This is a genomic window from Aquipuribacter nitratireducens, from assembly GCF_037860835.1.
GTDB classification, from domain to species: Bacteria; Actinomycetota; Actinomycetes; order Actinomycetales; family JBBAYJ01; genus Aquipuribacter; species Aquipuribacter nitratireducens.
Window position 1 is genome coordinate 649,119 of sequence record NZ_JBBEOG010000001.1, and the last position, 19,785, is coordinate 668,903.

Below are 19,785 nucleotides of genomic sequence, written 5' to 3' on the forward strand. Positions count from 1 at the left end.
CTGCTCCTGTCGTGAGTGTGTCGTTCGCTGCGTGTACCTGACGCGCCTAGAAGCTGCCGCCGAAACCGCCGCCTCCGCCGAAGCCGCCCCCGAAGCCACCCCCGAAGCCACCGCCGAAGCCGCCTCCGCCGAAGCCCCCGCCACCGCCGCCTCCGCCGCCTCCGCCGCCACCACCGTGGCCGCCCCCGCCGAGGATGCTGCCGAGGAGGACGCCCATCGCGATGCCGCCGACGTCCACCCCGCCCTGCCGCCGCCCGCCGCTCCACGGACCCCGCCAGTCGTCGTCCGGGTCACGGAACCGGTCGACCTCCCGGCGCGCGTCGGCGAGGGCCTGGTCGGCCTCGCGGTCGGCGGCACGCGCGGCCTGCAGCGCCGCCACGGGGTCCGTGGCCGCCTGCTGCTCGGCGGTGGTGAGGAGGTGACGGGCGTGCGCGGCGCGCGTGCGGGGACCGTTGCCGACGGCGCCGCGTCGGGTCGCGATGAAGCGCTCGACCTCCTCGACGTCGGCGCGGGCCGCGACGACGGCGTGCTCGAGGGCGGCCTCGGCGCGGGCACGCTCCCGTCCCGCCGCCGACGACGCCTCGAGGGCGCTCGCCAGCGCCTCGTCGGCCGCCTCGACGCGTCGCAGCACCCCGAGCGGGTCACCGGCCCGGACCGCGAGCGCCGTGCCCGTGGCGCCTGCGACCTGCCGGTCCGCCGGTGCGGCGGCACCGCCCGACGCCGCGAGCTGCCGCTCGGCCTCCGCGACGGCCGCCCGGGCCCGGGCCACCGCGCCCGCGAGGTCGTCCGTGCCGCCCCGGGCCAGCACGCCCTCGCCCTGGGCGAGGTCGGCGCGGAGGTCGGCCGTCGCGCCGGGCAGCTGGACGACGGCGTCACGGACGTGCCGGTCGAGGTCGCCGACCGCCTGGGACTGCTCGGCCGCGCGGGCGAGGGACGCCTCGACCTCACGCGCGGCCACCGCACCCTCGCCGGCGGTCCCGGTGGCGACGTGGCGCTCGGCCTCCGCGAGGCGCTCGCGGGAGAACGCGACCAGCTCGCGGGCGTGGTCGACGTTGTCCCGGGCGGGGTCGACGGCGGCCTCGTCGTAGGTGGCGCGCAACCGTGCGAGCGTCGCGTCGGCCCGTTCGACCTGCGCCTCGACCTCGTCGACGACGGTCCGCAGTCGGGGCAGGAGCGACGGCAGCGTCCGCTCGTAGTCGCGCAGCGTGCTCATCGACTCCGCCTGCGCCTGGAGGGACTCGTCGGACGCGCGGGTGCGCTCGAGCACCTCGACGAGGAGCCGCCGCTGCTGGACCTCCGGCACGTCGCCGCGGCGGCGGAGCTCGTCGAGCTCGTGCTGGGCCTCGAAGGCGCGCGTGAGGTCGGCGCGCGCGGCGGCGACGGCCGCGTCGAACGCGCCGGTCGCCTCGTCCCCGAACTGGGCGCGGGCGAACATCAGCTCCTGCTCGGACTCCCGGAGGGCCTCGTCGGCGGCGAGGAGCGCGGAGCCGGCCCGCTGCTCGAGCTCCGGCGTCGGGACGGTCGTCCAGCCGGTCTCGCCGCGGCGCTCCGCGACGACGTGGGCGGGCAGGCGGGGTCGGCGCCGGTTCGCGAGGGCGAGCAGCCCCAGGACGACGGCGAGACCGACGACCCCGAGCACGAGGAACACCGCGAGGCCGGAGAACCCGCCGCCGTCAGCCGCGGCCTCCTCGACGGGCGCGCCGCCGGTGCCCTCGGCGGCGACGACGTCGGCGAGGGTCGACGCCGCCGCCTCGACGGCGCCGTCCCAGTCGTCGGCGGACAGCTCCGGCACCACCGCCTCCTGCACTGCCGAGACCTCGGCGGTGCTGAGGTCGGCCGGCGGCTCGAACCGGAAGTCGCGGTCCTCGACCGCGACGGCGAGCATCGCGTCGGAGCCGTCGAGGCCGGTGAGGCCGCCCGTGTCGAGCACCCACTCCTCGGCCGGGACGCCGTCGAAGCTGTCGACGAACACGACGTAGAGGTCCGTGCCGACGTCCTCCGCGGTCTGCTGGACGGCGGCCTCCGCCGCCGCGACGTCGAGGACACCGGCCTCGTCGACCACCTGGTCCTGCAGGGCGAAGGGCGGTTCCGCCGGGATCCCCGTCAGCGTCGGCACCACGGCTCCCGATCCTGCCATCACGCCGTGACCACGTCCCGGGGGGTGCCTGCAGTTCCCGCGCGGGCTCGCAGCCCCGTCAGAGCGGGATGTTGCCGTGCTTCTTCGGCGGCAGCGTCTCGCGCTTGTGGCGCAGCAGCCGCAGCGCCTTGACGATCTCGACGCGGGTCTCCGACGGCTCGATGACGGCGTCGACGTAGCCGCGCTCCGCCGCGATGTACGGGTTGGCGAGGGTGTCCTCGTACTCCGTGATCTTCTGCGCCCGCAGCGCCTCGACGTCCTCGCCGCGCTCGGCGGCGGCGGCCAGGGCCCCGCGGTAGAGGATGTTCGCTGCGCCCTGCGCGCCCATGACGGCGATCTGGGCCGTCGGCCACGCGAGGTTGAGGTCGGCGCCGAGGTGCTTGGAGCCCATGACGCAGTACGCGCCGCCGTACGCCTTGCGCGTGATGACGGTGACCATGGGCACCGTCGCCTCGGCGTAGGCGTACAGCAGCTTCGCGCCGCGGCGGATGATGCCGTTCCACTCCTGGTCGGTGCCGGGCAGGAAGCCGGGCACGTCGACGAACGTGAGGACCGGCACGTTGAAGGCGTCGCACGTGCGGACGAAGCGCGCGGCCTTCTCGCTGGCGTCGATGTCGAGCGTGCCCGCCAGCTGCATCGGCTGGTTGGCGACGATGCCGACCGGGTGCCCGTCCACCCGGGCGAACCCGCAGAGGATGTTGGGGGCGAACAGGGGCTGCGACTCGAGGAAGTGCCCCTCGTCGACGACGGCCTCGATGACGGCGTGCATGTCGTAGGGCTGGTTCGCCGAGTCGGGCACGAGCGTGTCGAGGGCGGTGTCCTCCTCGCGCGGCTCGGTCGCCGCGGGGTCGTCCGCCGGCTCGGCCACGGGCGGGGTCTCGAGGTTGTTCGCCGGCAGGAACGACAGCAGGTCGCGGACGTACTCGATGGCGTCGTCCTCGTCGCTCGCCATGTAGTGGGCGTTGCCCGACCGGCTGTTGTGCGTGCGGGCGCCGCCCAGCTCCTCCATCGTCACGACCTCGCCCGTCACCGTCCTGATGACGTCCGGGCCGGTGATGAACATGTGCGACGACTGGTCGACCATGATCGTGAAGTCGGTGATGGCGGGGGAGTACACCGCCCCGCCGGCGCACGGCCCCATGACGAGGCTAATCTGGGGGACGACCCCGGAGGCGTGGACGTTGCGGCGGAAGATCTCCGCGTAGAGGCCGAGCGCGACGACGCCCTCCTGGATGCGCGCGCCCCCGGAGTCGTTGATGCCGACCACGGGGCAGCCGACGCGGGCCGCGAGGTCCATGACCTTGACGATCTTCTCGCCGAACACCTCGCCGAGGCTGCCGCCGAACACCGTGAAGTCCTGCGCGAACACGCACACCTGCCGGCCGTCGACCGTGCCGAAGCCGGTGACGACGCCGTCGCCGTACGGCCGGTTGCCGTCGAGACCGAAGTTCGTCGAGCGGTGCCGGGCGAGCTCGTCGAGCTCGGTGAAGCTGCCCGGGTCGAGCAGCGCCTCGATGCGCTCGCGCGCGGTCTTCTTCCCCTTGGCGTGCTGCTTCTCCACCGCGCGGGCCGAGCCGGCGTGGACGGCCTCGTCGATGCGGTGGCGGAGGTCGGCGAGCTTGCCGGCGGTGGTGTGGATGTCCGGGCCGCTCTGCCCGTGACCCGTCTCGCTGTCGCTGCGCTGCACGAGCAGGGACCCTACCCGCGGCGGCATCCGGCGCCCGGGCGCGAGGCGGGCGCCGCCGGTGGACGGCAGGCGCAGCGGCCCTTGACGGGCGCGCGGGCGCGGGAGGACGTTCGTCGTGTGGGCAGGCACGCCGGCGGGCTCGCGCTCGAGGCGGACCGCGTCGGCGTCGTGCGCGGCGGTCGGCGGGTCGTGGACGGCGTGGACCTCGCGGTCCCCGTCGGGCAGCTCCTCGGCGTCGTGGGTCCGAGCGGAGGGGGGAAGAGCACCCTCCTCCGGGCCGTCGTCGGGGTGCAGGAGCGGGTGAGCGGCCGCCTCAGCGTGCTCGGCCGCCCCGCCGGGGACCCCGCTCTGCGACGGGACATCGGCTACGGGCCCCAGTCCGGCGCGGTCTACCAGGACCTCACGGTGCGGCAGAACCTCGCGTACGCCGCCGCCGCGGCCGGGATCCGGCGGTCGGGCAGGGCGGCGGCCGTCGACCGGGCGCTCGGGGAGGTCGACCTCGGTGGGCTCGCCGATCGGCTCGTGGCCTCGCTGTCCGGGGGGCAGCGTTCGCGTGTCGCCCTGGCTGCCGCGGTGCTCGCCCGACCGCGGCTGCTCGTCCTCGACGAGCCCACCGTGGGGCTCGACCCGGTGCTGCGCCGCGACCTGTGGGCGTTCTTCCGCGCGCTCGCGGCCGACGGCACCACCCTGCTCGTCTCGAGCCACGTCATGGACGAGGCGGAGCGGTGCGAGTCGCTCCTGCTGCTGCGAGAGGGGCGGGTGGTCGCGCACGACACGCCCGAGGACCTCATGTCCCGCACCGGGACGCGCGACGTGGGCAGTGCCTTCCTCTCGCTCGTCGAGCCGGACACGCCGTGAGCGCCGCCGCCACGGTCGCGACCGCGGTACGCGTGCTGCAGCAGGTGCGGCACGACCCGCGCACGGTCGGGCTCGTCGTCGTGGTGCCGTCGGTCCTCGTGGCGCTGCTGGCGTGGGTGTACCGGGGCACGGACGTCTTCGACCGGGTCGGTCCCGCGATGGTCGCCCTGTTCCCGTTCGTCGTGATGTTCGTCGTCACCTCCGTCACGACCCTGCGGGAGCGCCAGACCGGGACGCTGGAGCGGCTGATGACGACCCCGCTGGGGCGAGGTGACCTCGTCGCCGGCTACGCGATCGCCTTCGGGCTCCTCGCCGTCGTCCAGGCGGTCGTCGTCACCCTCGTCGCGCTCGCGCTGGGGCTCGACGTCGCCGGACCACCGGTCGCTCTCGTCGGGGTCGCGGTGCTCGACGCCGTCCTCGGGACGGCGCTGGGACTGGCCGGCAGCGCCTTCGCCGCCACGGAGCTGCAGGCGGTCCAGCTGATGCCCGCGTTCGTGCTGCCCCAGGTGCTCCTGTGCGGGCTGCTGAGGCCGCGCGAGGACCTGCCCGACGTGCTGCGGGAGCTGTCGTCGCTCCTGCCGCTCAGCCACGCCGTGGACCTCATGTCGGCGGTCACGGTGGCCAGCACCGACGGCGTCGCGGGCTCGCTCCTCGTCGTCGTGGGGTACGTCGGCGCCGCCCTCGTCGCGGGGGCGCTCACGCTGCGTCGTCGGACGCCGTGAGGGCGACGGTACGGTGCCGACGTGCAGTGGCCGGTGCAGGTGGTGGGGGCGACCGGCTCCACGAACGCCGACCTCGTCGCGGCCGTCCGTCGCGGGGAGGGCGGTCCGCGTGTCCTCGCCGCCCGGCGGCAGGACGCGGGCCGGGGGCGTCTGGACCGCGGGTGGTCGAGCCCCGACGGCGCGTCCGTCGCGGTCTCGTGGCTGTGGCGCCCGGCGCGGCCCCAGCGGGACCGGACCTGGCTGCCGATGGTCGTGGGACTGGGGGTCGTCGACGCCGTGCGGGCGCTCGGCCTCCGGAGCGTGGCGCTCAAGTGGCCCAACGACGTCGTCGTCCCCGCCGGGCCGCGGTCGGACGGGGAGCAGGGCGCGACCACCGGGCTGAGGAAGCTGGCGGGCGTCCTCGTGGAGGTCGCGACCGCCCCCGACGGCACGGCGCACGTCGTCGCGGGCGTCGGGCTCAACGTCGGCCAGCAGTCCGACGACCTCCCTGTGCCGAGCGCCACCTCGCTGCTCCTCGCCACCGGACGCGACCCCGGCTTCGACGCCGCGCTCGACGCCCTCGTCGTGCACGTCGGTCGCCGGCTCGACGACTGGGGCTCCGGCGCCGCCCGGGACGCCGCGCTGCGCGAGGACTACCGGACGGCCTGCACGACACCCGGGCGCGTCGTGCACGTCCGCACGCCCGGCGGCTCGGTGGACGGCACGGCGGAGGACGTCGACGACGACGGCTGCCTCGTCGTCGTCACCGACGACGGCACCCGGCACCGCCTGTCCGCCGGTGACGTGGAGCACGTGCGGTGACGGAGCAGCGGAGCACCTCGACGGGGACCCAGCGCACGTACACCCTGCGGGAGGCGGCGCGCGCCGTCGGTGTCTCCCAGCTGAGCGCGCGCAAGCTCTTCCGTGCCCTCGGCTACGCCGAGGTCGCCGACCAGCCCGCGCTCGGGGACACCGAGCTGAGCGCCCTCGAGCTGGCCGCCGGGATGGTCCGCGACGGCACGCTCGACGAGCAGACGGTCCTCAACCTCTCCCGCGCCGTCGGTCGCTCCCTCGACCGGCTCGCGACGTGGCAGGTGGAGTCCGTCGCCGAGCGGGTCGACGGGGACCCCACGGCGACGGTCGCGCTCCTCGAGCAGCTGGGGCCCCGGCTCGAGGCGCTGCTCGCCATCGTGTGGCGGCGCCTGATCGACGACGCCGTCGACCGTGTCGTCGTCCCCGCCGGCGAGGCGTTCGAGCGGGCCGTCGGCTTCGCCGACGTCGTCGGGTGGACCCAGGTCGTGCAGAGCCTCGACGAGCCCGAGCTCGCCGACCTCGTGCGCCGCTTCGGCGACGTCGCCGGCGACGTCATCGCCGACGGCGGGGGCCGGGTGATCAAGACGGTGGGCGACGAGGTGATGTTCTCCGCGCGCGGGCCCGAGGACGCCGCGCGGACGGCGCTCGAGCTCGCCGACGCCTTCCACGACGAGCCGCTCGTCCCCGGGGTCCGGGTCGGCTTCGCCCACGGTCCCGTCGTGGCGCGGCTCGGCGACCTGTTCGGAAGCACCGTCAACCTCGCCTCGCGCGTGTGCCGCCTCGCGGGCGGGGGCGAGGTGCTGACCGACGCGCGCACCGCCACACTCCTCACCGGCACCCCCGGCCTGCGACTCCGACCCCTCGGGGAGCGGCAGGTCCGCGGGGTCGGCCGGGTGCCGCTCGTCACCGTCGAACCGGTGGGCCGGCGGGAGCAGCGCGGCGGCTACGCCCCCGGCGAGCACGGCTGAGCACGCCGGAGAACACGCCCACCCCACCCTCAGGAGGCACGCACCATGGAGCAGCAGTGGGTCCGGCTCGTCGACGAGGACGAGGCCGGGCACGTCGTCTCGCTCGTCCTCGACCGCCCGGAGGCGCGCAACGCGATCTCGGTCCTGCTCGCCCGCCAGCTCGGCGCGGCGACGGCCGAGCTGGCCCGACGCCCCGGTCTGCGCGCGGTCGTGCTCCGGTCCTCGCGCGCCGACGCGTTCTGCGTGGGCGCCGACCTCAAGGAGCGCCGCGGCGCGACGACCGAGGACCTGCTCGCCGCCCGCGACACCAACCGCGGCGCCTACGGGGGTGTGCTCGGCCTGCCCGTCCCGGTCGTCGCCGCGGTCACCGGCTACGCGTTGGGGGGTGGCTGCGAGCTCGCGCTGTCGTGCGACCTCGTCGTGGGCGACGCGGGGACGGTCCTCGGGCTGCCCGAGGTGGGTGTGGGGCTGCTGCCGGGCGGCGGTGGCACGCAGCTGGCGGTCCGCCGCCTCGGCTGGGGCCGGGCCGCCGACCTCGTCCTCACGGCGCGTCGTGTCGGCGGGGAGGAGGCGTACCGGCTGGGGCTGCTCGACCGGCTCGTGGCCGACGGCACGGTCGTCGACGAGGCGCTCGACGTCGCCCGCACCGTCGCGTCACGGTCGCCGCGGGCGGTGCGGCTGGCGAAGCAGGCGATGCGGGACGGTGCCCACCGGCCGCTGCCCGACGCGCTCGACGTCGAGGACGCCGCGTGGCGTCAGGTCGTCGGCGGCCCGGACCGCGTCGAGGGCATCGCGGCCTTCGTCGAGAAGCGCGAGCCCCGCTGGGCCGACCCCGCCTGAGACCCGGGCTCCGGATCCGCTCCCGGCGAGACCGCCGCGGCGCCCTCGACGACCGCCGGCGCGGCGCCCGGCTCGCCCTCCCGCAGCTCCGTGAAGACGACCGTCCGGTACATGACGAACCGGAACAGGGTGCCGAGCGCGAGGCCCACGACGTTCGCCGCGATGTTGTCGGCGAGGGCCGAGGTCAGACCCAGCACGTACCGGCTGACGGCGAGCGGGACGAGCGCGAGGAGCAGCCCACCGACGTTGACGACCGCGAAGAGGAACAGCTCCCGCGGCACGGCGGAGCGGCGCCGGCGGCGGAAGGTCCAGTAGCGGTTGCCGAGCCACGCGACGAGCGTCGCGACGCACACCGAGACGACCTTGCCCGTGAGGGGGCGCTCCTGGAGGACGGGGTCGCTGCCGACGTGGACCAGCAGGTTGAACACCCCGAGGTCGACGACGTAGGCGACCGCCCCCACGACACCGAACTTCATGGCCTCCCGCACCACGAGCGCGAGGGCGCCGTGGATCGTCCCGTAGAGGCGTCGCAGCACCGGACCACGGTAGTCGGCTGCGTAGGCTCTGCTCGTGCCGAGCCCCGCCGTCGAGACGCAGTCGCCCGGATTCCCCACCGTCGCCGTCGTCGGCGGCGGGCAGCTCGCCCGCATGCTCGTGCCGCCGGCCGTCGCGCTGGGTGTCCACCTGCGCGTGCTCGCGGAGGACGCCGCCGACAGCGCGGCGCTCGTCGCCGCGCACGCGGTCGGGCGGGCGGACGACGAGGCCGCGGTCCGTGCGGTCGCCGACGGCGCCGCGGTGGTGACGTTCGACCACGAGCACGTGCCCCAGCCGCTCCTCGCCGCGCTCGAGGCCGACGGCCTCGCGGTGCGGCCCGGCGCCGCGGCGCTGCTGCACGCGCAGGACAAGCTCGCGATGCGACGACGGCTCGCCGCGCTCGACGTCCCGGTGCCCGCGTGGGCGGAGGTCGGCGACGTCACCGCGCTCGACGACTTCGTCGCCGCGCACGAGGGGGGCGCGGTCCTCAAGACCCCCCGCGGCGGGTACGACGGCAAGGGCGTCCTCGTGGTCCGCGACGGCGACGCGGAGGCGCGGGCGACGGCCGCGTCGTGGTTCGAGCGCGCGGGCGGTGCGCCGCTGCTCGTCGAGGAGCTCGTCCCCTTCACCCGCGAGCTGGCGGTGCTGCTCGCGCGCAGCCCGTCGGGGCAGGCGGCGCTGTGGCCGGTCGTCGAGACGGTCCAGGAGGCGGGCGTGTGCCGGGAGGTGCTCGCGCCCGCCCCCGGTCTCGACGACGACCTCGCCGGCGAGGCCGCCCACGTCGCGCTGCGTGTGGCGGGCGAGCTCGGGGTCACCGGGGTGCTCGCCGTCGAGGGGTTCGAGGTCCCCGGGCCCCACGGTCCGCGCTTCCTCGTCAACGAGCTCGCGATGCGGCCGCACAACAGCGGGCACTGGACGATCGACGGCAGCACGACGAGCCAGTTCGAGCAGCACCTGCGGGCCGTGCTCGACCTCCCGCTCGGGGACACGCGCGCCCGGACGCGCTGGACGGTCATGGCGAACGTCCTGGGCGGGGAGCACCCCGACCTCTACCGCGCCTACCTCCACGTCATGGCCCGCGACCCCGGCGTCAAGGTCCACCTCTACGGCAAGGCCGTGCGGCCGGGACGGAAGATCGGGCACGTGACGGTGAGCGGCGACGACCCGGACGGGCTCGACGCGCTGCGGGAGCGGGCCCGCCACGCCGCCGACTACATCACGGGGACGGTGACGGAGTGAGCGCGCTCGTCGGGGTCGTCATGGGGTCGGACTCCGACTGGTCGGTGATGGAGGGCGCGGCCCAGGCGCTCGAGGAGCTCGGCGTGCCGTACGAGGTCGGGGTCGTCTCCGCCCACCGCATGCCCCACGACATGGTGGCGTGGGGCGCCGAGGCCGCCGGGCGCGGTCTGCGGGTGGTGGTCGCCGGGGCGGGCGGCGCCGCGCACCTGCCGGGCATGCTCGCCTCCGTCACCCCGCTGCCCGTCGTCGGCGTGCCGGTGCCGCTGCGGCACCTCGACGGGCTCGACTCGCTCCTCAGCATCGTCCAGATGCCCGCCGGCGTGCCGGTCGCGACCGTCGGCGTGGGCGCGGCCCGCAACGCCGGCCTGCTCGCGGCCCGGATCCTCGCCGCAGGCGAGGGCGAGGCGGCCCAGGCGCTGCGGCACCGGCTCGAGGACCACGCCGCCGGTCTGCGCGACACCGCACTGCGCAAGGGCGAGGCGCTGCGCGCGCGGCTCGAGGGCTGAGAGGCGCTCAGCCGGCCTCGGCCTCCCACTGCTCGGCGAGGCGCTGGACCTCCCGGGTGTCGTCCTCGCGCAGGGCGGCGAACAGCTGCTCGGCCCGCTCGTCGTCCCACTCGACGGCGGACCCGACGTCCGTGCTGAGCGACGGGTTCGACACCGGCACGGTGAGCTGGACGCCGTTCCCACCCGCGGCGGAGCGCATCGCGAGGAGGAAGCGGACGAGGCCGAACGGGCTCATCCCGTCGTCGACCGCCAGCGCCGAGCCGCCCGCCGCCGCGGTCGCGTAGGCCCGTCGCGGGTCGAGGAGGACCCCGGGGGAGGCCGTCTTGTCGACGATGGCCGCGAGCACCTGCCGCTGCCGCTCGACGCGGGCGAGGTCGCCCCGGGCGTCGGTCTTCCGCGTGCGGACGAGACCGAGTGCGTCCTGGCCCTGGAGGGTCTGCTCGCCGGCGGGGAGGTCGATGTCGGCGAAGGAGTCCTCGATCGGCTCCGGCAGCGTCACCGTCACCCCGCCGAGGGCGTCGACGACGGAGGCGAACCCGCCGAAGCCGGTCTCGACGTAGCCGTCGACCCCGATCCCCGTCGCCGCCTCGACCGTCTCGGTGAGCAGCTGGGGCCCGCCGAAGGCGTAGGAGGCGTTGAGCTTGTTCATGCCGCTGCCCGGGATCTCGACGTAGGAGTCCCGCGGCAGGCTCAGCAGCACCGTCGGCCCGCCGCCGGTCGGGGTGTGGAGCAGGAGGATCGTGTCGGTGCGGCTGCCCGTGGTGTCGGTGAGGACCTCGCCGTCCTCGCCCTCGACCTCCGCGCGGGAGTCGCTGCCGACGAGGAGGAACGTCGTACCCGGTGTGCCGGCCGCGGTCGCGACGTCACCGACGGTGCGGACGTTCTGCCACGCGACGAGGCCCAGCGACACCGGGTACGCCACGAGCAGCGCGACGAGCAGCAGGACGACGACGAGCGCACCACGCCCGCGGCGGCGCCGACGCGGGGCGCGGGAGGGGCGCGGCGCGCGGGCGCCCGGGCGAGGACCGGACGGGGGACCGCCCCGGCCGCCGGATCCGCCGGAGCCGCCGGAGCCGCCGGAGCCGCCGGAGCCGCCCGGTCGGCCGGAGCGCGGGGGCCTCGGGGCGTACGCGGTGTCGTCACGGTCGACGTAGGGCTGCCACTGCTCCCGCACGGGCGCCGCCGCCGGTCGCACCCCGGCGCCGCGGGCGCTCGAGCCGCGCTCCTGCGGCGCCGGACGCGGCATGACGCGCGTCGCGTCCGGGGCGGACGGCGCACCGCCCGAGGCAGCGCCCGAGGCACCGCCGGACGCTCCCGGCGAGGCGCCGGGACGGGCGCCCTGCACCGTCGGGCGACCCGTCAGCGGCGACCGCAACGGGGCCGGCCGCCGCATCTGGCGGGTCGGGTCGTCGTCGCGGTACGGCTGCTCGGGCACCCCACCACGGTAGAGCCGTCCGGGTGGTGCGCGTGGCAGGCGGGCGGGACCCGCAGGTCAGCGGGCTCCCGGAGGGTCAGCCGCGGGGCCGGCCGAGGGCTCGGTACGTCCACCCGGCCGCGCGCCAGCGGGCGGGGTCGAGGGCGTTGCGGCCGTCGAGCACCCGGCGGTGGGCGACCTTCGTCCCCAGCACCTCGGGGTCGAGGTCGCGGAACTCCCGCCACTCCGTGAGGAGCAGGACGACGTCGGCGTTCTCCACCGCCTCGTCGGCGCTGCTGCCGAAACGCAGGTCCGGCCACACCCGGCGGGCGTTCTCCACCGCCTGCGGGTCGTACACCGTCACGTGACCGCCCTGCAGGCGCAGCTGCGCGGCGACGTTGAGGGCGGGGGAGTCGCGGATGTCGTCGCTGTCGGGCTTGAACGCGGCGCCGAGCACGCCGATGCGACGCCCGAGCAGGGAGCCCTCGCACACCTCGCGCGTGAGCTCGACCATCCGCTGGCGGCGGCGCATGTTGATGTCGTCGACCTCGCGGAGGAACGTCAGCGCCTGGTCGGCGCCGAGCTCGCCGGCGCGGGCCATGAACGCACGGATGTCCTTCGGCAGGCACCCGCCGCCGAAGCCGAGGCCGGCGTTGAGGAACTTGCGGCCGATGCGCGCGTCGTGGCCGATGGCGTCGGCGAGCGCGACGACGTCGGCGTTCACCTTCTCGCACACCTCCGCCATCGCGTTGATGAACGAGATCTTCGTGGCGAGGAACGAGTTCGCGGCGACCTTGACGAGCTCCGCGGTCGCGTAGTCCGTCGTGACGAGCGGCGTGCCGGTGGACAGCGGCGTCGCGTAGACCTCGTCGAGCAGCGCCTTCGCCACCTCCCCGTCCGGCCCGTCGGGCAGGCCGTAGACGAACCGGTCGGGTGCGAGGGTGTCCTGCACGGCGAAGCCCTCCCGGAGGAACTCGGGGTTCCACGCGAGCAGCGCGTGCTCGCCGTCGGGGAGGCCGTCGGCCACGAGGTCCGCCAGGCGCGCGGCCGTGCCGACGGGCACGGTCGACTTGCCGACGACGAGCGCGGGCGCCTCGCCCGTGCCGCGCAGTTGCGGGACGAGACCCTCGACGGCGGCGTCGACGTACGTGAGGTCGGCGGCGTACTCGCCCTTGCGCTGCGGGGTGCCGACGCACACGAAGTGGACGCGGGAGCCCGCCACCTCCGCCATGTCGGTGGTGAAGCGCAGCCGGCCGGTCGCCATCACCTTCTCGAGGAGCTCCGGCAGCCCGGGCTCGTAGAACGGGGCCTTGCCGGCGGCGAGCAGCTCGACCTTCGCGGGGTCGACGTCCACGCCGACGACCTCGTGGCCGAGGTCGGCCATGCAGGCGGCGTGGACGGCGCCGAGGTAGCCGCAACCGATGACGGAGATACGCACGACGGCGCACGCTACCGCGCACCGACCCGGAGCCGGACCGCAACGACCGCGTCTCGCCCCGACGAGGGGTTACCGACCGGTAGCCCCTGCGTAGGATCGCCCCGTGAGCGACGACGCCTTCACCCTGACCGAGGACCAGCGCGACCTGCAGGAGGCCGTCCGGGCCGTGGTCGCGGACAAGGTCGCCCCGTACGCCGCCGAGGTCGACCGCGAGGCGCGCTTCCCGCAGGAGGCCCACGACGCCCTCGTCGCGGCCGACTTCCACGCCCCGCACGTGCCGGAGGAGTACGACGGCGTCGGGGCGGGCGCGCTCGAGGTGTGCCTCGTCATCGAGGAGGTCGCCCGGGCGTGCGCGTCGAGCTCGCTGATCCCCGCCGTCAACAAGCTCGGCTCGATGCCGGTCCTGCTCGCGGGGTCGGACGACATCAAGCAGCGGTACATGCCGCGCCTGGCCCGCGGCGAGGGCTTCAGCTACGGCCTGTCGGAGCGGGAGGCCGGGTCCGACACCGCCGCCATGCGGTGCCGGGCGCGCCGCGACGGCGACGACTGGGTGCTCGACGGGCAGAAGTCGTGGATCACCAACGCCGGCGTCAGCGAGTTCTACACCGTGATGGCCGTCACCGACCCGGACGCCGGGAGCCGCGGCATCAGCGCCTTCGTCGTGGAGAAGGGGGACGAGGGCTTCACCTTCGGGGCGAAGGAGCGCAAGCTCGGCATCACCGGCTCCCCGACCCGGGAGCTGCTCTTCGACTCCTGCCGCATCCCCGGCGACCGGCTCGTGGGGGAGGAGGGCCAGGGCCTCAAGATCGCGCTCCGCACGCTCGACCACACCCGCATCACGATCGGGGCGCAGGCCGTCGGCATCGCCCAGGGTGCCCTCGACTACGCCCGCGACTACGTGAAGGAGCGCCGTCAGTTCGGCAAGGCGATCGCGGAGTTCCAGGGCATCCAGTTCATGCTCGCCGACATGGCGATGCAGCTGGAGGCCGCGCGTCAGCTCGTGTACGTCGCGGCCGCCAGGAGCCAGCGCTCCGACGCGGACCTCTCGTTCTTCGGCGCGGCGGCGAAGTGCTTCGCCTCCGACGTCGCCATGCAGGTGACGACCGACGCCGTCCAGCTGCTCGGCGGGGCCGGGTACGTCAACGACCACCCGGTCGAGCGCATGATGCGCGACGCCAAGATCACGCAGATCTACGAGGGCACGAACCAGGTCCAGCGGCTCGTCATGGGGCGCCAGCTCCTCCGCTGACGACCCCGGTCGCGACCGGGCGTCGCTGCCTCTCCCTACACCGCGCGGGTCAAGGCGTCACGGCGACGCGCCGATGGGTGTTCACGGAACGAAGCAGATGAGTCGCTCTGGGTGACACGGGTGGGCGGTCGACGGTTATCGTGCGCCGGCGCCGCACTGGCCCTGACACCGGTGCCGACTCGCCGACGCCGAGCCGAAGGACCTCCATGACGCACCTCCGCCGAGCCGCCGCGCTCGTCACCGCAACCGCGACCGTCGGGGGGCTCCTCGTCTTCGACGTCGTGTCGCTGCCGCAGCAGGGGGTGGCGCCGCGCGTCACGACCCTCGCCCTCGCGAGCGAGGTCGAGACGCTGCCGCCCGGCACGTCGCCCGGCGTCGACGCGGTCGGTGGCACGGGCACGGTGACGACGCACCCGGTCCCCACGGACGACTTCACCCTCGTGGGGCTCACGTGGGACGAGGGCGACGCCCCCGGGCGGGTGGAGGTCCGCGTCCGCGAGGCCGACGGCTGGTCGGCGTGGACCCCGCTCGACCCGGTCGACGGCGGCCCGGACCCCGGCACCGAGGAGGCGGCGCTCGCCGCGGGGGTCACGGGCACCGAGCCGCTCGTCACCGACGGCGCGGACGCCTTCCAGGTGCGCGTCGCCGGGACCGGACCCGACCTGCCGGAGAGCCTGACCGCGGCGGTCGTCGACCCCGGTGAGTCGCCCGCCGACGGCAGCGAGGTCACGGGGACGCCGCTCAGCGGTGCCGAGGCGGACCTCCTGCGTCCGCGGATCGTGCCCCGCTCCGCGTGGGGCGCCGACGAGTCGCTGCGCCGGTGCTCGCCGTCGTACTCCGCCGGCATCGAGGCCGCGACCGTGCACCACACGGCCGGCACGAACGGCTACTCGCGCGCCGCGAGCGCCGGCATCGTCCGGGGCATCTACGCGTACCACACGCAGTCGCTCGGCTGGTGCGACGTCGGCTACAACTTCCTCGTCGACCGCTTCGGCACCGTCTACGAAGGACGCGCGGGCGGCATCGCGAGCGCCGTCCGCGGCGCCCACGCCGGTGGGTTCAACGACCGCACCTTCGGTGTCTCCGCCATCGGCAACTACGAGACAGCCGCCGCGCCGGAGGCGATGGTCCGCGCGATCGGGCAGGTGATCGGCTGGAAGCTGTCGCTGTTCGGTCGCAGCGCCGCGGGCACGACGGCGCTCACGTCCGCCGGGGGTAGCACGAGCCGCTACCCCTCGGGCCAGCGCGTGACGCTGCCGCGGGTGTTCGCGCACCGTGACGTCGGCATGACGGCGTGCCCCGGTCGCACCCTCGTCGCCGCGCTCGGCGCCGTGCGGGCCGAGGCGGGCCGCTACGGCGGCGCCCTCGCCTCCTCCACACGGCTGCTGCCGGTTCAGGCCGACGGCGACAGCGGCTCCGAGCTGCTGACCTACGATCCCGTGACGGGCGCCCAGCGGCTCGTCGACGTCGGCACCGACGGGCGGTCCGCGCCGCTGTCGAGCACGACGTGGTCGACGGGGTGGACGCACCTCGTGCCCGTCGAGGCGGACGGGTCGCCGGGTCAGGAGCTGCTGCTCTACGACCGCGCCGGCGGCCGTCAGGCCCTCCTCGACCTCGCCGGCGGGAAGGTCCGCACCCTGTCGAGCGTCACGTGGTCCCGGTCGTGGACCCACGTCGTCCCCGTCGAGTCGGACGGCAGCGGCGGCAGCGAGCTCGTCGTGTACAACGCGGCCAGCGGCCGCCAGCAGCTGCTCGACCTCGCCGGTGGCCGGGCGCGGACCGTCTCGAAGGTCGACTGGTCCCGCTCGTGGTCGCAGGTGACGGCCCTGGAGGCCGACGGCAGCGGCGGCAGCGAGGTCCTCGTGTACAACGCGGCGAGCGGTCGCCAGCAGCTCCTCGACCTCGTCGCGGGACGGGCCCGGACCCTCACCAAGGCGGACTGGTCGCCGGCGTGGAGCCACGTCGTGCCCGTGGAGGCCGACGGGAGCGCGGGCAGCGAGCTCGTCCTCTACAACCGGGCCTCGGGCCGGCAGGCGGTCATCGACACCCGCGGCGGCGGCGTCCGCACGATGTCGACGTCGGCCTGGTCGAGGGGATGGACGGAGGTCCTGGCCGTGGAGCTGGACCGGAGCGTACGCTCGGAGGTTCTCGTCTTCCAGGCAGCGACGCGACGGGCGGTGTACCTCGACATGGCAGTCAACGGCTCGACCCGCACCCTGGCCCAGCCATGAGCCCGGGTGCCCGCGCACGGGGTGCGCACCGTCCCGCTCGTTCCCGCGGGGTCCGCGGCGTGCTCCTCGCCGTCGCCGCCCTCGTGCTCGCGCTCCTCGTGGCTCCGGCCGCGCACGCGGCGCCCGGCGACCTCGTCCTGGACGGCCGCGGGTTCGGCCACGGCCGCGGCATGGCCCAGTGGGGCGCCCAGGGCGCGGGCATCCGCGGTCTCACCCACCAGCAGATCCTCGGCTTCTACTACCCCGGCACCACCCTCGGCACGGTCCCGGGCGCCTCGGTCCGCGTCCTGCTGCGCACCCGCGCGTCGAGCGCCGTCGTGGAGTCGGCCGTCGCCGTCGTCGACAGCGCGACGGGACTGCGTGCCGAGCTGCCCGCGGGTGCGGTCGTGACGGCGGCCCGCACCACCGCGGGCGGCGTGCGCGTCACCGGCTCGACCGCCCTGACCGACCCGCGCTGGTCCGACGGCGTCGCGGGACCGGTGCGGCTCGAGGGCTCCGGCCTCACGTGGTTGCGCAACAGCGACGGCACCGCCGTCGGCTACCGCGGCGACCTCGTCGTCCACGCGGAGACGACGAGCGGCGTCGCGGTCGTCAACAGCCTCGACCGCGAGCTCTACCTCTACAGCGTCGTGTCGAAGGAGATGCCGGCGTACTTCGAGCCGGCTGCCCTGCGCTCCCAGGCCGTCGCGGCCCGCTCGTACTCCACGTTCGACTGCTCCGGCGGCGACCCCCGCGCCGACCTGCGGCCGACCACCGACTGCCAGGTCTACGGCGGTCGCGCCACCCGGTCCGCCGGCGGGGCCGTGACCTCGGTCGAGCAGTCGAGCGTGCGCTCCGCCGTGGACGCGACCGCCCGCGTCGTCGTGCTGCGATCCGGGTCGCCGCTGCGGACCGAGTTCAGCTCGAGCAACGGCGGCCGGACCGCGGAGAGCGTCCTCGGCCCCGCGAAGGACGACCCCTACGACGGCGTCGACCCCCGCAACACCAACCACGAGTGGACGACGACCGTCCCCGCCTCGCGCGTGGAGGCGGCGTTCCCCGCCATCGGCACCTTCACGGCCCTCGAGGTCCGCACCCGCAGCGGCGGGGGCGAGTGGGGCGGGCGCGCGGAGGAGGTCGCGGTCCACGGCACCGGCGGGACGGTCGTCACGACCGGCCTCGACGTCCGGCTGCGGCTCGGCCTCCGTTCGACGTGGTTCGAGCCGCAGGTCAGCGGCACCCCACTGTCCGACGTCCTCCTGTACCGCCCCGACTCCGGCTCCCGGCAGGTCCTCGACGTCCTCCCGGGCGGCGACTTCCGCACGCTGTCGACCGGCGGCTGGTCGGCGGGCTGGGACGTCACCGCCCTCGAGGCGGACGGCACCCCGGGCGCCGAGGCGCTCCTCTACGACCCCGTCACCGGCTCCCACGCGGTCGTCGACGCCCGACCCGACGGCCTGACCCCGACCCTGTGGACCGGCACGTGGAGCACCGGGTGGGACGCCACGGCCATCGAGGCCGACGGCACCCCCGGCTCCGAGCTCCTCCTCTACCGCGCCTCGTCCGGGTCCCGGCACGTCCTCGACGTGCTGCCCGGCGGCGGGTTCCGCACGCTCGCGACGGGCTCGTGGTCGGCCGGGTGGGACGTCGAGGCGGTGGAGTCCGACGGCTCCGTCCGCTCGGAGGTCCTCGTGTACAACCCCGACCGCGGGTACCGCTACCTCCTCGACGTCCTGCCGGGCGGCGGCTTCCGCACCCTCGACGGCGGCCCGTGGTCGACCGGGTGGGACATCACGCCGATGGAGGCGGACGGGACCGCGGGCTCCGAGCTCCTGCTGTACCGGTCCTCGTCCGGTTCCCGGCAGGTGCTCGACGTGCTGCCGGGCGGCTTCCGGACCCTGTCGTCCGGCACGTCGTGGACGACGGACTGGGACATCACGGCGTTCGAGGCCGACGGCAGCGCGGGCTCCGAGCTCCTGCTGTACCGGGCGTCGTCGGGCTCCCGGCAGGTGCTCGACGTGCTGCCGGCCGGGTTCCGGACGCTGTCGTCGGGCTCGTCGTGGACCACCGGCTGGGACGTGACGGCCCTGGACGCGGGCTGAGCGCACGTCCCGTCCCGTGCTCCGGTGCGTCCCGGTGCCCCGGCGACGCGGCGGTCCGGCGCGCGCGGTGGCGCACGCCGGACCGTGGCCGTGGCAGGCTTCCTGCTCGTGCCACGCGCCCTCGTCACCGGGATCACCGGCCAGGACGGCCTCTACCTCTCCGAGCTCCTGCTCGGGAAGGGCTACGAGGTGTTCGGCCTCATCCGCGGCCAGAACAACCCGAAGGCCGACCTCGTCCGCCGGACCGTCCCGGACGTCACGCTGCTCACCGGTGACCTCACCGACCTGTCGAGCCTGCTGCGCGCCATGGCGGTGGCCGACCCGGACGAGGTCTACAACCTCGGGGCCATCTCCTTCGTCGCGTACTCGTGGGAGAACGCCCACCTCACGACCGAGGTGACGGGCAAGGGCGTCCTCAACATGCTCGAGGCCGTCCGCCTCCACGCCCACGACGACACCTCGCGCGTCCGCTTCTACCAGGCGTCGAGCTCGGAGATGTTCGGCCGCGTGCAGGAGGTTCCGCAGCGGGAGACGACCCTGCTGTGGCCGCGGTCCCCGTACGGCGTCGCGAAGGTGTACGGGCACTACATGACGATCAACTACCGCGAGTCGTACGGCATGCACGCCTCCAGCGGCATCCTCTTCAACCACGAGTCCCCGCGCCGCGGCGTGGAGTTCGTCACCCGCAAGGTGTCCCGCGCCGTCGCCCGGATCGCCCTCGGCCTGCAGGACTCCGTCACCCTCGGCAACCTCGACGCGCGACGCGACTGGGGCTTCGCGGGGGACTACGTCGAGGCGATGTGGTGCATGCTCCAGCAGGAGGTCGCCGACGACTACGTCGTCGCGACCGGGCACACGCACTCCATCCGCGAGCTGCTCGACGTCGCGTTCGCCCACGTCGGTGTCGACGACTGGTCGGGCCTCGTCCGGCAGGACAAGGCCCTGCTCCGTCCGGCGGAGGTCGACCTGCTCGTGGGGGACGCGAGCAAGGCCCGCGAGAAGCTCGGCTGGAGCCCGCGGGTCCGCTTCGAGGAGCTCGTCCGCATGATGGTCGACCACGACCTCGCCGAGCAGCGGGCCGGCGGCTGA

16 protein-coding genes are annotated in these 19,785 nt (G+C 75.3%); 11 read left to right on the plus strand and 5 right to left on the minus strand.

From position 1 onward, the window contains the following. Positions 1-46 precede the first annotated feature (46 nt). The gene (locus WAB14_RS02840) at positions 47-2,119 is read right to left on the minus strand and encodes a TPM domain-containing protein (RefSeq protein WP_340267170.1); all 2,073 of its coding nucleotides are present in this window, start codon (positions 2,117-2,119) and stop codon (positions 47-49) included. A 76-nt stretch (positions 2,120-2,195) separates the two neighbouring features. After that, positions 2,196-3,851: an acyl-CoA carboxylase subunit beta gene (locus tag WAB14_RS02845; protein WP_340267404.1), complete on the minus strand. Its 1,656-nt coding sequence runs from the start codon at positions 3,849-3,851 to the stop codon at positions 2,196-2,198. Between the two features lie 171 nt (positions 3,852-4,022). On the opposite strand from WAB14_RS02845, the gene WAB14_RS02850 reads away from it, so the two are divergent. The 5 genes from WAB14_RS02850 to WAB14_RS02870 are packed head-to-tail and all read left to right on the plus strand — an operon-like array spanning position 4,023 to position 8,004. Continuing rightward, on the plus strand, positions 4,023-4,682 hold the full coding sequence (locus WAB14_RS02850) for an ABC transporter ATP-binding protein (RefSeq protein ID WP_417281682.1): 660 nt from the start codon (positions 4,023-4,025) through the stop codon (positions 4,680-4,682). Beyond that, the gene (locus tag WAB14_RS02855; protein WP_340267174.1) at positions 4,679-5,404 is read left to right on the plus strand and encodes an ABC transporter permease; all 726 of its coding nucleotides are present in this window, start codon (positions 4,679-4,681) and stop codon (positions 5,402-5,404) included. Before WAB14_RS02850 ends, WAB14_RS02855 begins: the two co-directional genes overlap by 4 nt. Before the next feature lie 21 nt (positions 5,405-5,425). After that, the gene (locus WAB14_RS02860; protein WP_340267176.1) at positions 5,426-6,205 is read left to right on the plus strand and encodes a biotin--[acetyl-CoA-carboxylase] ligase; all 780 of its coding nucleotides are present in this window, start codon (positions 5,426-5,428) and stop codon (positions 6,203-6,205) included. Beyond that, positions 6,202-7,164 (plus strand): adenylate/guanylate cyclase domain-containing protein, encoded by a 963-nt coding sequence (locus WAB14_RS02865; RefSeq protein WP_340267178.1) that lies wholly within the window; start codon positions 6,202-6,204, stop codon positions 7,162-7,164. Before WAB14_RS02860 ends, WAB14_RS02865 begins: the two co-directional genes overlap by 4 nt. A 45-nt stretch (positions 7,165-7,209) precedes the next feature. Continuing rightward, positions 7,210-8,004, plus strand: coding sequence for an enoyl-CoA hydratase/isomerase family protein (locus WAB14_RS02870; protein ID WP_340267180.1), 795 nt, complete (start codon positions 7,210-7,212; stop codon positions 8,002-8,004). Here WAB14_RS02870 and WAB14_RS02875 read toward each other — a convergent pair. Further along, positions 7,920-8,540, minus strand: coding sequence for a GtrA family protein (locus tag WAB14_RS02875; RefSeq protein ID WP_340267182.1), 621 nt, complete (start codon positions 8,538-8,540; stop codon positions 7,920-7,922). The two genes, WAB14_RS02870 and WAB14_RS02875, sit on opposite strands and share 85 nt — an antisense overlap. A gap of 34 nt (positions 8,541-8,574) precedes the next feature. Here WAB14_RS02875 and WAB14_RS02880 point away from each other — a divergent pair, with 34 nt between their 5' ends. Then, positions 8,575-9,777 (plus strand): 5-(carboxyamino)imidazole ribonucleotide synthase, encoded by a 1,203-nt coding sequence (locus WAB14_RS02880; protein WP_377002425.1) that lies wholly within the window; start codon positions 8,575-8,577, stop codon positions 9,775-9,777. 20 nt (positions 9,778-9,797) lie between these two features. Next, entirely contained in the window at positions 9,798-10,283 is a 486-nt protein-coding gene (gene purE / locus WAB14_RS02885) for a 5-(carboxyamino)imidazole ribonucleotide mutase (RefSeq protein ID WP_340267408.1), read from the plus strand. A gap of 7 nt (positions 10,284-10,290) precedes the next feature. Here purE and WAB14_RS02890 read toward each other — a convergent pair whose 3' ends face one another. After that, the gene (locus WAB14_RS02890; protein ID WP_340267184.1) at positions 10,291-11,718 is read right to left on the minus strand and encodes an LCP family protein; all 1,428 of its coding nucleotides are present in this window, start codon (positions 11,716-11,718) and stop codon (positions 10,291-10,293) included. 76 nt (positions 11,719-11,794) lie between these two features. Continuing rightward, complete coding sequence (locus WAB14_RS02895) at positions 11,795-13,135, minus strand: UDP-glucose dehydrogenase family protein (protein ID WP_340267186.1); 1,341 nt, start codon at positions 13,133-13,135, stop codon at positions 11,795-11,797. Between the two features lie 103 nt (positions 13,136-13,238). Here WAB14_RS02895 and WAB14_RS02900 point away from each other — a divergent pair, with 103 nt between their 5' ends. The 4 genes from WAB14_RS02900 to WAB14_RS02915 all read left to right on the plus strand — a co-directional run bounded on the left by WAB14_RS02900 (position 13,239) and on the right by WAB14_RS02915 (position 19,785). Then, the gene (locus tag WAB14_RS02900; protein ID WP_340267188.1) at positions 13,239-14,384 is read left to right on the plus strand and encodes an acyl-CoA dehydrogenase family protein; all 1,146 of its coding nucleotides are present in this window, start codon (positions 13,239-13,241) and stop codon (positions 14,382-14,384) included. A gap of 206 nt (positions 14,385-14,590) precedes the next feature. Next, positions 14,591-16,615 (plus strand): N-acetylmuramoyl-L-alanine amidase, encoded by a 2,025-nt coding sequence (locus WAB14_RS02905; protein WP_340267190.1) that lies wholly within the window; start codon positions 14,591-14,593, stop codon positions 16,613-16,615. Beyond that, positions 16,612-18,696 (plus strand): SpoIID/LytB domain-containing protein, encoded by a 2,085-nt coding sequence (locus WAB14_RS02910; protein ID WP_340267192.1) that lies wholly within the window; start codon positions 16,612-16,614, stop codon positions 18,694-18,696. Before WAB14_RS02905 ends, WAB14_RS02910 begins: the two co-directional genes overlap by 4 nt. Before the next feature lie 108 nt (positions 18,697-18,804). After that, positions 18,805-19,785 (plus strand): GDP-mannose 4,6-dehydratase, encoded by a 981-nt coding sequence (locus tag WAB14_RS02915; protein WP_340267410.1) that lies wholly within the window; start codon positions 18,805-18,807, stop codon positions 19,783-19,785.

Bases quoted from the DNA above. Each gene is read 5' to 3' on its own strand.
- purE (WP_340267408.1), top strand. From the start codon at position 9,798: ATGGGGTCGGACTCCGACTGGTCGGTGATGGAGGGCGCGGCCCAGGCG.
- WAB14_RS02905 (WP_340267190.1), top strand. From the start codon at position 14,591: ATGACGCACCTCCGCCGAGCCGCCGCGCTCGTCACCGCAACCGCGACC.
- WAB14_RS02870 (WP_340267180.1), top strand. From the start codon at position 7,210: ATGGAGCAGCAGTGGGTCCGGCTCGTCGACGAGGACGAGGCCGGGCAC.
- WAB14_RS02845 (WP_340267404.1), bottom strand. From the start codon at position 3,851: ATGCCGCCGCGGGTAGGGTCCCTGCTCGTGCAGCGCAGCGACAGCGAG.
- WAB14_RS02910 (WP_340267192.1), top strand. From the start codon at position 16,612: ATGAGCCCGGGTGCCCGCGCACGGGGTGCGCACCGTCCCGCTCGTTCC.